At 63.5% G+C, this 13,176-nt stretch carries 14 protein-coding genes; 10 read left to right on the forward strand and 4 right to left on the reverse strand.

Annotated elements, in window-relative coordinates; all coding sequences use genetic code 11:
• Window positions 1–6: 6 nt before the first annotated feature.
• The gene (gene nbaC / locus SPO_RS09025; protein ID WP_011047507.1) at window positions 7–549 is read right to left on the reverse strand and encodes a 3-hydroxyanthranilate 3,4-dioxygenase; all 543 of its coding nucleotides are present in this window, start codon (window positions 547–549) and stop codon (window positions 7–9) included.
• Between the two features lie 322 nt (window positions 550–871).
• Here nbaC and SPO_RS09030 point away from each other — a divergent pair, with 322 nt between their 5' ends.
• The 3 genes from SPO_RS09030 (at window position 872) to preA (ending at window position 4,365) form a co-directional block, all read left to right on the forward strand.
• A complete protein-coding gene (locus tag SPO_RS09030) occupies window positions 872–1,504 on the forward strand; it encodes a cupin domain-containing protein (RefSeq protein WP_044028183.1) in 633 nt (210 codons plus the stop codon).
• A gap of 179 nt (window positions 1,505–1,683) precedes the next feature.
• Complete coding sequence (locus SPO_RS09035) at window positions 1,684–3,018, forward strand: NAD(P)-dependent oxidoreductase (protein WP_030003207.1); 1,335 nt, start codon at window positions 1,684–1,686, stop codon at window positions 3,016–3,018.
• Window positions 3,019–3,060: 42 nt separating this feature from the next.
• Window positions 3,061–4,365 carry an NAD-dependent dihydropyrimidine dehydrogenase subunit PreA gene (gene preA / locus SPO_RS09040; protein WP_011047510.1) on the forward strand — a complete coding sequence of 435 codons (1,305 nt, stop codon included), beginning with the start codon at window positions 3,061–3,063 and terminating at the stop codon, window positions 4,363–4,365.
• Window positions 4,366–4,419: 54 nt separating this feature from the next.
• Here the strand turns inward: preA and SPO_RS09045 are convergent, their stop codons facing one another.
• On the reverse strand, window positions 4,420–4,650 hold the full coding sequence (locus tag SPO_RS09045; protein WP_011047511.1) for a hypothetical protein: 231 nt from the start codon (window positions 4,648–4,650) through the stop codon (window positions 4,420–4,422).
• 186 nt (window positions 4,651–4,836) lie between these two features.
• Here SPO_RS09045 and SPO_RS09050 point away from each other — a divergent pair, with 186 nt between their 5' ends.
• Entirely contained in the window at window positions 4,837–6,048 is a 1,212-nt protein-coding gene (locus tag SPO_RS09050) for an MFS transporter (RefSeq protein ID WP_230981791.1), read from the forward strand.
• Here the strand turns inward: SPO_RS09050 and SPO_RS09055 are convergent.
• Window positions 6,029–6,646: a TetR/AcrR family transcriptional regulator gene (locus SPO_RS09055; protein ID WP_011047513.1), complete on the reverse strand. Its 618-nt coding sequence runs from the start codon at window positions 6,644–6,646 to the stop codon at window positions 6,029–6,031. The two genes, SPO_RS09050 and SPO_RS09055, sit on opposite strands and share 20 nt — an antisense overlap.
• Window positions 6,647–6,809: 163 nt before the next feature.
• Between SPO_RS09055 and SPO_RS09060 the strand changes: the two genes are divergently transcribed.
• The 3 genes from SPO_RS09060 to hydA are packed head-to-tail and all read left to right on the forward strand — an operon-like array spanning window position 6,810 to window position 9,912.
• Entirely contained in the window at window positions 6,810–8,060 is a 1,251-nt protein-coding gene (locus SPO_RS09060) for a Zn-dependent hydrolase (RefSeq protein ID WP_011047514.1), read from the forward strand.
• A 54-nt stretch (window positions 8,061–8,114) separates the two neighbouring features.
• Window positions 8,115–8,432, forward strand: a complete 318-nt coding sequence (locus SPO_RS09065) for a hypothetical protein (RefSeq protein WP_011047515.1) — start codon at window positions 8,115–8,117, stop codon at window positions 8,430–8,432.
• Between the two features lie 25 nt (window positions 8,433–8,457).
• A complete protein-coding gene (gene hydA, locus SPO_RS09070; protein ID WP_011047516.1) occupies window positions 8,458–9,912 on the forward strand; it encodes a dihydropyrimidinase in 1,455 nt (484 codons plus the stop codon).
• A gap of 5 nt (window positions 9,913–9,917) precedes the next feature.
• Here hydA and SPO_RS09075 read toward each other — a convergent pair whose 3' ends face one another.
• The gene (locus SPO_RS09075) at window positions 9,918–10,331 is read right to left on the reverse strand and encodes a cupin domain-containing protein (protein WP_011047517.1); all 414 of its coding nucleotides are present in this window, start codon (window positions 10,329–10,331) and stop codon (window positions 9,918–9,920) included.
• 32 nt (window positions 10,332–10,363) lie between these two features.
• Between SPO_RS09075 and SPO_RS09080 the strand changes: the two genes are divergently transcribed.
• The 3 genes from SPO_RS09080 (at window position 10,364) to SPO_RS09090 (ending at window position 13,133) form a co-directional block, all read left to right on the forward strand.
• Window positions 10,364–11,167 carry an ABC transporter ATP-binding protein gene (locus tag SPO_RS09080; RefSeq protein WP_011047518.1) on the forward strand — a complete coding sequence of 268 codons (804 nt, stop codon included), beginning with the start codon at window positions 10,364–10,366 and terminating at the stop codon, window positions 11,165–11,167.
• A 111-nt stretch (window positions 11,168–11,278) separates the two neighbouring features.
• Window positions 11,279–12,193 (forward strand): ABC transporter permease, encoded by a 915-nt coding sequence (locus SPO_RS09085; protein ID WP_044028184.1) that lies wholly within the window; start codon window positions 11,279–11,281, stop codon window positions 12,191–12,193.
• A gap of 94 nt (window positions 12,194–12,287) precedes the next feature.
• Window positions 12,288–13,133 (forward strand): ABC transporter permease, encoded by an 846-nt coding sequence (locus tag SPO_RS09090; protein WP_044028185.1) that lies wholly within the window; start codon window positions 12,288–12,290, stop codon window positions 13,131–13,133.
• The last annotated feature ends 43 nt before the right edge of the window (window positions 13,134–13,176 follow it).

Consider the following 13,176-nt stretch of genomic DNA (forward strand, 5'->3'; position numbering starts at 1 on the left):
CGCGGTTTACAGTTTCACCCAACCCTCTGGCGGCTCTTTGCCGGGATGTATCTCGCCGCAATTGGGGCAGGTGCGGGCCTGTTCGTCGGCATAAAAGGCCTGATAGACGGGCGGCAGATCGCGCACGATGCTTTCCAGCAGCAGCTCGGCCCGATGCACCAGGCTGCCGCACCCAAAACAGAACCATTCGATGGCGTCATGGGCGCCTTCGGGGCGCTTGGGTTCGATCACCAGCCCGATCGAGCCCTCTTGCGGGCGCTGGGGCGAGTGGCGCACATGCGGCGGCAACAGGAAAATGTCGCCCTCGCGGATCGGCACGTCATAGAACTCGCCGCCTTCGTAGAGCTTCAGCACCATGTCGCCCTTGAGCTGGTAAAAGAACTCCTCGACCGGGTCGTCATGGTAATCGGTGCGCTTGTTGGGGCCGCCGACCACGGTCACCATCAGATCCGCATCCTCCCAGACCTGCTGGTTGCCGACGGGCGGTTTCAGCAGGTGTTTGTGTTCGTCGATCCATTTCTGGAAATTGAAGGCGCTCAGCCGTGCCATTTCGTGTTCCTCCTCACCGGTCCTGCCCCTTGGGGCCTGGTTCAGCGTCGGGCCGGGCGGGGCCACAAGACAAGGAATTTGTCCGAATGCCGCTATCGAAAATCGCGATAACAGCCCTGTTTGGGGACTGATGGCAGAGGGGAGGATGGATCGCTTCCTTCATGCATGAAATTTTAAGCTTAAAGAAAACCCGTCTGTCAAGAGCCTTGACCGCAGGCGCGGGGAATGGGGCAGGGTGCTTGATCACCTCTGTGTGAACATGCTTTCTTCGTGCCCGCGCTGCGCCAGTTCGAGCGGCAACAGAGCAAGCAGGAGATACCCCATGCGGATCAACGCGGATTTCACTCGGCGCGCGGCGGTGCATTTCGATCAGACGGACTGGGTTCCATCGCCCGCGCCCGGGGTCGAGCGCAAGATGCTGGACCGGATCGGCGCCGAGGTGGCACGGGCCACCACCATCGTGCGCTTTGCACCGGGCAGCGCCTTTTCTGCCCATACCCATGACGGGGGCGAGGAGTATCTAGTGCTGGACGGCGTGTTCCAGGACGAGCTGGGCGATTTCCCGGTTGGGTCCTATGTGCGCAACCCGCCGACCTCGTCGCATACCCCCGCGACCGAGCCGGGGGCGACCATCCTGGTCAAACTGCATCAGTTTGACCCGGCCGATCGCACCGAGGTGCGCCGCTCGATCAATGGCAAGAGCGACGAGACGCTGTTTTCGGATTCACATGAAGAGGTGCGGCTGGAAAGCTGGGCGGCGGGTGCGCAGGTGACGCGCGATCTGCCCGGCGGGATCGAGGTCTTCGTGCTGGAAGGCGGGTTTCAGGAAGGTGGCGAGACGTTCTCCCGCTGGGACTGGCTGCGCCTACCGCCCGGTGCGCGGCTTGATTTGACAGCAGGCGCCGAGGGCGCGCGGGTCTGGGTGAAATCCGGACATCTGGCCGCGATGGTCTGACACCGGCGCGGCGCAGGCCGAGAATTTTCGACGAAAATTCTTGCGCCCAGCCTGACTGACCCGGGCGATTTCGCCCGGGTTTTTCATTTTTGACCGAAAGATAAATTTTACCAGTTGATAAAATTTCTGGATGTGGCAAGCTGATCCCAATAACGAACATATCTTCAGGGAGAAGAGTGATGGCACAGGGCCAGATGGCTCCCGGCATTGTCGCCGGGCGGCTTTCCAGCGAAGAACTTGCCGCGAATTTCGACGATCTGCATCCGGCCTATGCGCCGCATGAGGCGGCGGTGGCGGCGGATCGCTGCTATTTCTGTTACGACGCGCCGTGTCAGACGGCCTGTCCGACCGAGATCGACATTCCGTTGTTCATCCGTCAGATCCAGACCGGCCACCCCGAGGCCGCCGCGCGCACCATTCTGGAACAGAACATCCTGGGCGGCATGTGTGCCCGGGTCTGTCCCACCGAGACACTGTGCGAAGAGGCCTGTGTGCGCGAGGCGGCCGAGGGCAAGCCGGTCGAGATCGGGCGCCTTCAACGCTATGCCACCGACACGCTGATGGCGCGCGGCGTGCATCCCTTTACCCGCGCGGCGCCCAGCGGCAAACGCGTGGCGGTCGTCGGGGCGGGGCCTGCCGGCCTGGCCTGCGCGCATCGTTTGGCGTTGCTGGGCCATGACGTGGTCATCCACGAGGCGCGCCCCAAGGCCGGCGGGCTGAACGAATTCGGCATCGCCGCCTACAAGGCGACCGGCGGATTTGCCGGGACCGAGGTGGACTGGCTGCTGCAAATCGGCGGCATCACGGTTGAGCAGGGCTCGGCGCTGGGGCAGGGCCTCACGCTCGATGCGCTGCGCGCTGGCTATGACGCAGTGTTCCTGTCGATCGGCCTGGCCGGGGTGAATGCCTTGCGCGCCGCGGGCGAGGACAAGGACGGTGTCCGCGATGCGGTCGATTTCATCGCCGAGCTGCGCCAGGCGGGCGACCTGTCAGCACTGCCGGTTGGGCGCAATGTGGTGGTGATCGGCGGCGGCATGACCGCGATCGACGCCGCCGTACAGTCAAAGCTGCTGGGCGCTGAGAATGTCACCGTCGCCTACCGCCGCTCGCGCGCCGAGATGGGGGCCAGCGGGTTCGAACAGGATCTGGCCGCCTCCAAGGGGGTCCGGCTGATGTTCAACGTGATGCCGGTTGCCGTGCACGGCAATGGCGCGGCGGTCGAGATCGAGCTGGAATACACCACCAGCGCGGGCGGCTCGGTGACGGGCACGGGCGAGACCGTGCGCCTGGCTGCTGATCAGGTGTTCAAGGCCATCGGCCAGACACTTGAAGGCGTGCCGGAAGGGCTGGAACTTGAGGGGCGCAAGATCAAGGTCGACGGGTCGGGCCGCACCTCGGTTCCCGGGGTCTGGGCCGGCGGCGACTGTGCCAGCGGCGGCGAGGATCTGACGGTGACCGCCGTGGCCGAGGGCCGCGACGCCGCCATGGACATCCACGCCCGGCTGAGCGCGTGACACCGAACAAGGATGCGAAAGCACATCAGGGAGGCCGTATAAATGGCTGATTTGAAGACAAACTTTCTGGGCATCGAAAGCCCGAACCCGTTCTGGCTGGCTTCGGCGCCGCCGACCGACAAGGAATACAATGTCCGCCGCGCCTTCGAGGCCGGTTGGGGCGGTGTTGTCTGGAAGACGCTCGGCTCCGAAGGGCCGCCGGTGGTGAACGTGAATGGCCCGCGCTACGGGGCCATCTATGGCGCCGACCGGCGCCTGCTGGGCCTCAACAACATCGAGTTGATCACAGACCGCCCGCTGGAAACCAACCTGGAAGAGATTGCGCGGGTCAAGGCGGATTATCCAGACCGCGCCGTGATCGTGTCGATCATGGTGCCCTGCGAGGAAGCGGAATGGAAAGCGATCCTCCCGCGGGTGGCCGAAACCGGGGCCGATGGTATCGAGCTCAATTTCGGCTGCCCGCATGGGATGAGCGAACGCGGCATGGGTGCGGCGGTGGGCCAGGTGCCCGAGTATATCGAGATGGTGACCCGCTGGTGCAAGACCTATTACGACAAGCCGGTGATCGTGAAGCTGACCCCCAATATCACCGATATCCGCTATCCGGCACGGGCCGCCAGGAACGGTGGTGCGGATGCGGTTTCTCTCATCAATACAATCAGTTCCATCACGTCGGTGAACCTGGATAACTTCAGCCCCGAACCCTCGATCGACGGTAAGGGCAGCCATGGTGGTTATTGCGGTCCGGCGGTGAAACCGATTGCGATGAACATGGTGGCCGAGATCTCGCGCGATCCCGCCACGCAAGGCCTGCCGATCAGCGGTATCGGTGGCGTGACCACCTGGCGCGACGCGGCCGAGTTCATGAGCCTGGGTTGCGGCACCGTGCAGGTCTGCACCGCCGCGATGACCTATGGTTTCCGCGTGGTCGAGGAGATGAAGACCGGTCTCAGCCAGTGGATGGACGAAAAGGGGTATACCAGCGTCAATGACTTCATCGGGCGCGCGGTCCCCAATGTGACCGATTGGCAGTATCTGAACCTGAACTATGTGGCCAAGGCCAAGATCGATCAGGATCAGTGCATCAAATGCGGGCGCTGCTATGCCGCCTGCGAGGATACCTCGCACCAGGCGATTTCCATGTCCGAGGACCGGGTGTTCGAGGTGATGGATGACGAATGCGTCGCTTGCAACCTCTGCGTCGATGTCTGCCCGATTGATGGCTGTATCTCGATGGTGCCGATGCAGCCGGGCGAGACCGACCCGCGCACCGGCAAGGTGGTGCAGGCCGATTATGCCAACTGGACCACGCATCCCAACAACCCGATGGCACGGGCGGCAGAGTGAGGACCGAGATTTTTCGACGAAAAATCTCTGCTTGAGAAAATTCGACGAATTTTCTCAGAACAAGAGGCGGATCGGTCCGTTGTGGCAGACCACGACGAATTGATCCGCCGTTTCGATCACGTGAAAGTTGCGGCGGCGCATTTCGGTCAGAAACCGCTCCTTCCCGACCTCCCGGTCGACCCAGGCGATCGAGCGGCGTACCACCGCGCCACGCTGTACCGCGCGGGTCGCAAAGATCTGCTCCAGCCAGCGCCGGGCCTGATCGGGGTGAGGCAGGGTCTGCATGACCCCAGCTCAGCAGGTCTTGGTTAAGAAAGCTTGAAGCAGGCCTCAGAGCATCGCTTGCGTCGCGACCTGCCTGTCGATACTTCGAGACAGGGCATGTTTAGTCAGCAGGACCACATGGTACGTCAGCTTCTTCCCGTAAGTGCCTTGTTGCTCGGCTCTGCCTTGCTGTTGTTTGCCGGCGGCATGAACAGTCTGATTCTGCCGATCCGGGGCGCGCAGGAGGGGTTCAGTGCCTCGGCGCTGGGTCTGCTCGGTACCGGCTGGGCGCTTGGTTATGTCGCGGGTTGTTTCTATACACCCCGGCTGGTGGGCAAGGTCGGGCATGTGCGCGCCTTCAGCGTGATGTCCGGGATCGCCGCCGTTGCCGTTCTGCTTTCGCTGCTGTTGTTGACGCCCTGGACCTGGATTCCGCTGCGTGCGATGTCGGGTTTCTGCTTTGCCGGGGCGGCGATGATCGTCGAAAGCTGGCTGAGCGAGCGGGCCGAGCCAAGCACGCGCGGCCGCATCTTCGGCCTTTACACGATGGTCAACCTGGGCGCTTCGACCGCCGGGCAGCTGGTGCTGACGATGGGCGACACCACGGGTTTTATGTTCTTCGTGCTGCCGGCGATCTTTTACTGTCTGGCGCTGATGCCCACCGCGATGTCGTCCAAGACGGTGCCAAAGCCGCTGGTCAGTGTCCGACTCGATCTGATGGCGCTGTGGCGGAATTCGCCGGTGGCGGTGATCGGGGTTCTCTGTGTGGGCGTGTCCAACAGCGCTTTTGGCACGCTCTCGGCGGTCTATGCGGATGGGATCGGGCTGGCGCTTACGACGGTGGCGCTGTTTGCCAGCCTGCCGGTACTGGCCGGGGCGGTGTCGCAGATCCCGATCGGTTGGCTGTCGGACCGGCTGGACCGGCGCGCGGTGCTGATCGGTGTGGCGGTTCTGGCGCTGGCGGTCGATACGATCTTTATCGTGCTGTCGCCCGAGACCCGGATGCTGAACCTGGTGCTGGCCTCGCTGTTCGGCGCGGCGATCTATGCCATGTATCCGATCATCATTGCCCATGCCAATGATCACGCGGCGGCCGATCAGGCGATCCAGGTCAGCGGCGGGTTGCTGATGCTCTACGGGTTGGGGTCGATCCTGGGGCCTTTGCTGGCGGGGTTCGGGATGGAGACGCTTGGCGGCACCGGCCTGTTCATGACCTCGGCCGGGGCGCATGTGCTGCTGATCCTGTTCTCGGGCCTGCGCATCCTGCTGCGTGCGCCGGTGGCCGAGGCCGACAAGTCGAGCTTTGTGCCCGCTCCCGCCGGCCGGGCGACGACGCCGGAAACCGCGGCACTGGCAAGTGCCGAGTCCGATGAGGTCGATGAGGACGAGGAAGAGACGCCTAGTCCGGACGCGGGCTGAGCAGCCGCCGATAGAGCGTGTCGAGGAACACGTCGGCGCCGTCGAACGGGTCTTCATCGCCCAGCACCGCGCGCACCTGCACGTCGAAATCCGCGTAATGCTGGGTCAGCGACCAGATCGAGAACAGCAGGTGATAGGGATGCACGCGGGCGATCCGGCCCGCCGCCATCCAACCCTCGAGAAGCGCCACCTTGTCATCAACCAGCACCTTGAGATCCTCGCTCAGCGCCTGATAGATGCGGGGGGCGCCCTGCACGATCTCGTTGGCGAACAGCCGGCTTTCGCGAGGATAGTCACGGCTCATCTCCAGCTTGCGATGGACATAGGCCAAGAGTTCCGTCAGCGGTTCTCCCTGCTCGTCGAGCGCGCGCAGCGGGTCGAGCCAGGTATCGAGAAGCTCGGCCAGCAGCGCCTCGTGCATCGCCTCTTTCGAGGGGAAGTAGTAGAGCAGGTTGGGTTTGCTCAACCCCGCCTCGGCGGCGATCTGATCCACCGTTGCGCCGCGGAACCCATGTGCCGAAAAGACGTTCAGCGCCGCGTCCAGGATGGCGGCGCGGTTTTTCTTCTGGATACGGGTCGGTGCACGGTCCTGAGGCATGATCTGCTGATTTTTCCTTCGCTTGCCCGCTGATGTGGCGGGAATCTTGCATTGGGACTCGGCTATTTCTTGACTGGTGTCAAACCCGTGATAGCGTGAGTTTGACCAGTTGGTCAAATAGCTAGGCCAGCGTGAACGCAAAGCAAGCAACAGGGGAACAGGTATGGCGGCTCCGGCGCAGAATCTCAGAATCAATGTTGACCGGTTGTGGGACAGTCTGATGGAGATGGCCCAGATCGGCCCCGGCGTGGCGGGGGGCAACAACCGCCAGACCCTGACGGATGAGGATGGCGAGGGCCGCGCCCTGTTCCAGAAATGGTGCGAGGCGGCGGGCTGTTCCATGGGGCTTGACCAGATGGGCAACATGTTCGCCATGCGCCCGGGCACCGACCCGGACGCGCTGCCGGTCTATGTGGGCTCGCATCTGGATACCCAGCCCACCGGCGGCAAATACGACGGGGTGCTGGGGGTTCTGGCCGGGCTGGAGGTGATCCGCACCCTGAACGATCTGGGCATCCGCACCAAGCACCCGATCGTCGCCACCAACTGGACCAACGAAGAGGGCACGCGCTTTGCCCCCGCGATGCTGAGTTCCGGCGTCTTTGCCGGGATGCATACGCAGGACTGGGCCTATGCGCGCACCGATGCCGAGGGCAAGAGCTTTGGCGACGAGCTGTCGCGGATCGGCTGGCGCGGCGAGGAAGAGGTTGGCGCGCGCAAGATGCATGCGTTTTTCGAGCTGCATATCGAACAAGGGCCGATTCTGGAGGCCGAGGGTAAGGATATCGGCGTTGTCACCCATGGTCAGGGGCTGAGCTGGACCCAGGTCACCATCACCGGCAAGGACGCGCACACCGGCTCGACCCCGATGCCGATGCGGCGCAATGCGGGGCTGGGCATGGCGCGGGTGCTTGAAAAGGTGGACGAGATCGCGCTCAGCCACGCGCCCCATGCGGTGGGGGCGGCGGGTCATATCGACGTCTATCCCAACTCGCGCAACGTGATCCCGGGCAAGGTGGTGTTCACGGTGGATTTCCGCAGCCCGGACCTGTCGGTGATCGAGGATATGGAGGCGCGTCTGCGCGTCGAGGGCCAGAAGATCGCCGATGCGATGGGGCTGGAGGTCGCCTTTGAAAAGGTGGGCGGATTCGATCCGGTGGCCTTTGACGAGGGCTGCGTCTCGGCCATCCGCAATGCGGCCGAGCGGCTGGGATACAGCCATATGAACATCATCTCGGGTGCCGGCCACGATGCCTGCTGGATCAACCGGGTGGCGCCGACGGCTATGGTGATGTGCCCCTGCGTGGACGGGCTGAGCCATAACGAGGCCGAGGAAATATCCAAGGACTGGGCGGCGGCCGGCACCGATGTGCTGTTTCACGCGGTGGTCGAGACGGCGGAAATCGTGGAGTGATCGGGGCCAACCCCCAAACCCCCGGAGTATTTCCGGCAAAGTGAAGGACAAGAGATGCTGCCGGATACGGCCACATTGCGCAAACGAATAAGGGCGGCGATCGAGGCCGATCTTTCCGACGCGCCGGTGGATGCGGTGGGTCGGGCCACGCTGCGCGATTTCGCGGCAATGCGGCAGGAGCCGGAGGCGGTCGAGGTGCAGTTCAGCGGCGGCGTCATGGGGCAGGGCTGGGCGGTCACGCGACCCAATGGCCCCTATCTGGTCGTCTACCTGCCGCAGGCGGGGTGTTTCTCGCTCTGTGTCGAGGGGCCGTTCGGACCGCTCGATATCGGGGTGCATGGCAATGCGATCGGCTGTTTCGGGTCGGTCTGACAAGAAAAACAGGGAGTTCAAGCATATGAGCACAGTCATCAGGAACGGCACCGTTGTGACCGCCGATCTGACCTACAAGGCGGATGTGCGGATCGAAAACGGCGTGATCACCGAAATCGGCCCGGGGCTGAGCGGTGACAAGGAGTTGGACGCCACCGGCTGTTACGTGATGCCCGGCGGCATCGATCCCCATGTGCATCTGGAGATGCCCTTTATGGGCACCTATTCCAGCGACGATTTCGAAAGCGGCACCCGCGCCGGGCTGGCGGGCGGCACCACGATGGTGGTGGATTTCTGCCTGCCCAACCAGGGTGAGAGCCTGCTGGATGCGATCAAGCGCTGGGACAACAAGTCGACCCGGGCCAATTGCGACTATTCCTTCCACATGGCGGTGACCTGGTGGGGCGAGCAGGTGTTCAACGACATGAAGACCGTGATCGAGACGCGTGGTATCAACACGTTCAAGCATTTCCTTGCCTACAAGGGCGCGCTGATGGTGAACGATGACGAGTTGTTCGCCTCGTTCAACCGACTGGCCGAGCTGGGCGGGATTGCCATGGTGCATGCCGAAAACGGCGATGTGGTGGCCGAGATGACGGCCAAGCTGCTGGCGGCGGGCAACACCGGCCCCGAGGCGCATGCCTATTCGCGCCCCTCTCAGGTCGAGGGCGAGGCCACCAACCGCGCCATCATGATCGCCGACATGGCGGGCGTGCCGCTATACGTCGTACATACCTCGTGCGAGGAGGCGCATGAGGCGATCCGGCGCGCGCGGATGCAAGGCAAGCGCGTCTGGGGTGAACCGCTGATCCAGCATCTGACGCTGGATGAAAGCGAGTATTTCCATCCCGATTGGGACCATGCGGCCCGGCGCGTGATGTCGCCGCCCTTCCGTAACAAGCAGCATCAGGACAGCCTGTGGGCGGGGCTGCAATCGGGCTCGCTGAGCGTGGTGGCGACCGATCATTGCGCCTTTACCACCGAGCAGAAACGCTATGGCGTGGGTGATTTTTCCAAGATCCCCAATGGCACCGGCGGGCTGGAGGACCGGATGCCGATGCTGTGGACCCATGGCGTGGCCACGGGGCGTCTGACGCCGAACGAGTTTGTGGCGGTTACATCAACCAACATCGCCAAGATATTGAATTGTTATCCGAAAAAGGGTGCGGTTCTGGTGGGTGCCGATGCCGACCTGGTAGTCTGGGACCCGGAAAAATCCAAGACGATCAGCGCAGGCAGCCAGCAGTCGGCCATCGATTACAACGTGTTCGAGGGCAAGGAGGTCAAGGGCCTGCCGCGCTTTACCCTGACCCGCGGCCAGGTGGCGGTGCATGACGGCGAGATCCGCACTCAGGAGGGCCATGGCAAGTTCGTGGCGCGCGAGGCGAACACGCCGGTGAACCGAGCTTTGAGCAGCTGGAAAGAGCTGACCGCCCCGCGCCCGGTTGAGCGCAGCGGCATTCCGGCGACGGGGGTCTGATGCGCCTATTCGGGCACAAGCGCGTCCAGTTCGGGCAGGAGAACGACACTCTCCTGCTCGTGCGGATCGGTGCGGGCCAGGATGGCGACGGCCTCGCTCTTGCCGGTGTTGATCGGCAGATGGGGAACACCGGCGGGGATGTAGATCAGATCACCGGCATTGGTTTCCATCTTGTGTTCAAGGGCATGGCCCCAGTACATGACCGCCGACCCCTCGATCACATAGATCGCGGTCTCGTGCTCGGCATGAAGATGGGCCTTGGCCCGGCCACCCGGCGGAATGCGCAGCATGTGCATGCAAATGGATCGGGCGCCGGTTGTCTCGCGCGCGATCCCCTGAAAATAATCGAACCCCTGCTTGCCGGCATAGGTTTCGCCAAGGCGGAGTTTTTGGCAGGTATCTGGCATCTGATCGGGCATCGCTCGGGGGTCTCCAACAGGATAATGACACTATGAATGGGACGGGGCAGCAGCCGGAGTTGTCAAGCGTGGTTTCCGCCAAGGGGCTGGATCTGACGTTTCAGACCAATGACGGCCCGGTTCACGCGCTCAAGGACGTGAACCTGGAAATCAACAAGGGCGATTTCGTCAGTTTCATCGGACCGTCGGGCTGCGGCAAGACGACATTCCTGCGCTGCATCGCGGCGTTGGAAACACCGACGGGTGGCAGCCTGACGGTGAACGGGATGACGCCTGACGAGGCGCGGCGCAAGCGCGCCTATGGCTATGTGTTCCAGGCGGCGGGCCTGTACCCGTGGCGAACCATCGCCAAGAACATCAAGCTGCCGCTCGAGATCATGGGGTTTTCCCGGCAAGAGCAGGAAGAGCGTGTGAGAAAGGTCCTGGAACTCGTTGATCTGGCAGGGTTTGGTGGCAAATTCCCCTGGCAGCTGTCGGGCGGAATGCAGCAGCGGGCGAGCATCGCCCGCGCGTTGGCCTTCGATGCCGATATCCTGCTGATGGACGAGCCGTTCGGGGCGCTGGACGAGATCGTGCGTGATCACCTGAACGAACAGTTGCTGGCGCTGTGGGCGCGGACGGGCAAGACAATCGGCTTTGTCACCCATTCGATCCCCGAGGCGGTCTATCTGTCGACCAAGATCGTGGTAATGAGCCCGCGACCGGGCCGGATCACCGATGTGATCGAAAGCCCGCTGCCCAAGGACCGGCCGCTGGATATCCGCGACAGCGCGGAGTTCATCGAGGTCGCTCATCGGGTGCGCGAGGGGCTGAGGGCGGGCCATGCCGATGACTGAGCAAGGTTTCGGGATGCGCGGCGGCGAGGCCGGGTGGAACCGGAATTCGGCTCGAATTCCGGCCCGATTTCCTTGCAGGAAATCGGTGTTGCGCGCGCGGGGAGGGACAGCATGAAATCTCTGCTTGCGGTCCTGACCGTCCTCGCCGTGATCGTGGGGCTCTGGTATGCAGCTTGTGTGCCGATGAACATTCACGGTGTTCTGGTCGCGGCCGAACGCGGCGGGGCGGTGGTGGAACCGGCCGATGGTGCCGCCCGGCGCGGCATGAGCGGTGTCTCGCTGGCGCTGAAGAACCGGTTTGCCGTGCCCGAGACCTGGGCGCAGGAGCGTCCGCGCCTGCCGGCACCCCATCAGGTGGCAATCGAGCTGTGGGACACCACGGTGATGAAGAAGATCACCTCGAAGCGCAGCCTGGTCTATCATGGCTGGGTGACGCTGAGCGCCACGCTGTTGGGCTTTGGTATCGGCACCGTTCTGGGGGTGTTGCTGGCGGTGGGGATCGTGCATTCCCGTGTCATGGACATGTCGGTGATGCCCTGGGCCATCGTCAGCCAGACCATCCCGATCATCGCGCTGGCGCCGATGATCATCGTGGTGCTCTATTCGGTGGGCGTTCAGGGGATCATCCCCAAGGCGGTGATCTCGGCCTATCTGAGCTTTTTCCCGGTCGTGGTCGGCATGGTCAAGGGGCTGCGCAGCCCCGATGCGATGCAGCTTGACCTGCTAAGAACCTACAACGCCTCGCAGGGCGAGACCTTTTGGAAACTGCGCCTGCCGGCCTCGATGCCTTATCTCTTTGCCTCGCTCAAGATCGGGATCGCGGCCTCGCTGGTCGGCGCCATCGTGGGTGAATTGCCGACCGGAGCTGTTTCGGGCCTGGGTGCGCGGCTGCTGGCGGGGAGTTATTATGGTCAGACCGTGCAGATCTGGTCGGCCCTGTTCGGGGCGGCGATTCTGGCGGCCTGCCTGGTGGGGCTTCTGGGGGTGATCGAGCGGCTGGTTCTGAAACGGATGGGGATGGCATGAGGATGGCATGGCATAAGGGGGGCGCTGCCCCCGTCGCGCAGGCGCGACTCCCCCGAGGTATTTGGGAACAGAAGAAGGATTGGGGGGCGCGCGGATGATGCTGGTTCTGGTGGCCTTGCTCGTCTGGGGCGCGGCCTGGTGGTTGAATACCCGTCTGGCCGAGGGGCCGCAGGCCGGGACCCGCCCGGTGCGGCTGGCGGTGCCGCTGATCTTTGGCGCCACGATCCTGGTGGTGTGGGAACTGGTGGTGCGGGGGCTGGAGGTGCCGCTGGTGATCCTGCCCGCGCCCTCGCTGATCGCGGCGCGGTTTGCGGGCAGCCTGCCGATCCTCTGGGCCGATTTCGTACAAACCTTTGTCAAGGGCGCGCTGAGCGGCTATCTGATCGGCTGCGGTGCGGCGTTCGTGATGGCGGTGGCGGTAGACCGGTCCGAATTCCTGCGGCTGGGCCTTCTGCCGGTGGGCAATTTCGTGGCAGCCTTGCCGATTGTCGGCACCGCGCCGATCCTGGTGATGTGGTTCGGCTTTGACTGGCAGTCAAAGGCCGCCGTGGTGGTGGTGATGGTGTTCTTTCCGATGCTGGTCAACACCGTGGCGGGCCTGCGTGAGACCACCGCGATGCAGCGCGACCTGATGGAGACCTATGCCGCCAGTTATTGGCAGAGCTTCTTCAAGCTGCGGCTGCCGGCGGCGATGCCCTTTATCTTCAACGGGCTCAAGATCTCGACCACGCTGGCCCTGATCGGGGCGATCGTGGCCGAATTCTTTGGCTCGCCGACGCTTGGCATGGGGTTCCGCATCTCGACCAGTGTCGGGCAGCTGGCACTGGACATGGTCTGGGCCGAAATCGTTGTGGCGGCGCTGGCCGGGACGCTGTTCTATGGTCTGGTGGCGCTGATCGAACATCATGTCACCTTTTGGCACCCTTCCCAAAGGCGTTAGGCTGATCCCATATCCGACAAGATCCCGGACCGAACCGGGGCAG

It is taken from the genome of Ruegeria pomeroyi DSS-3, from assembly GCF_000011965.2.
Classification (GTDB): Bacteria; Pseudomonadota; Alphaproteobacteria; order Rhodobacterales; family Rhodobacteraceae; genus Ruegeria_B; species Ruegeria_B pomeroyi.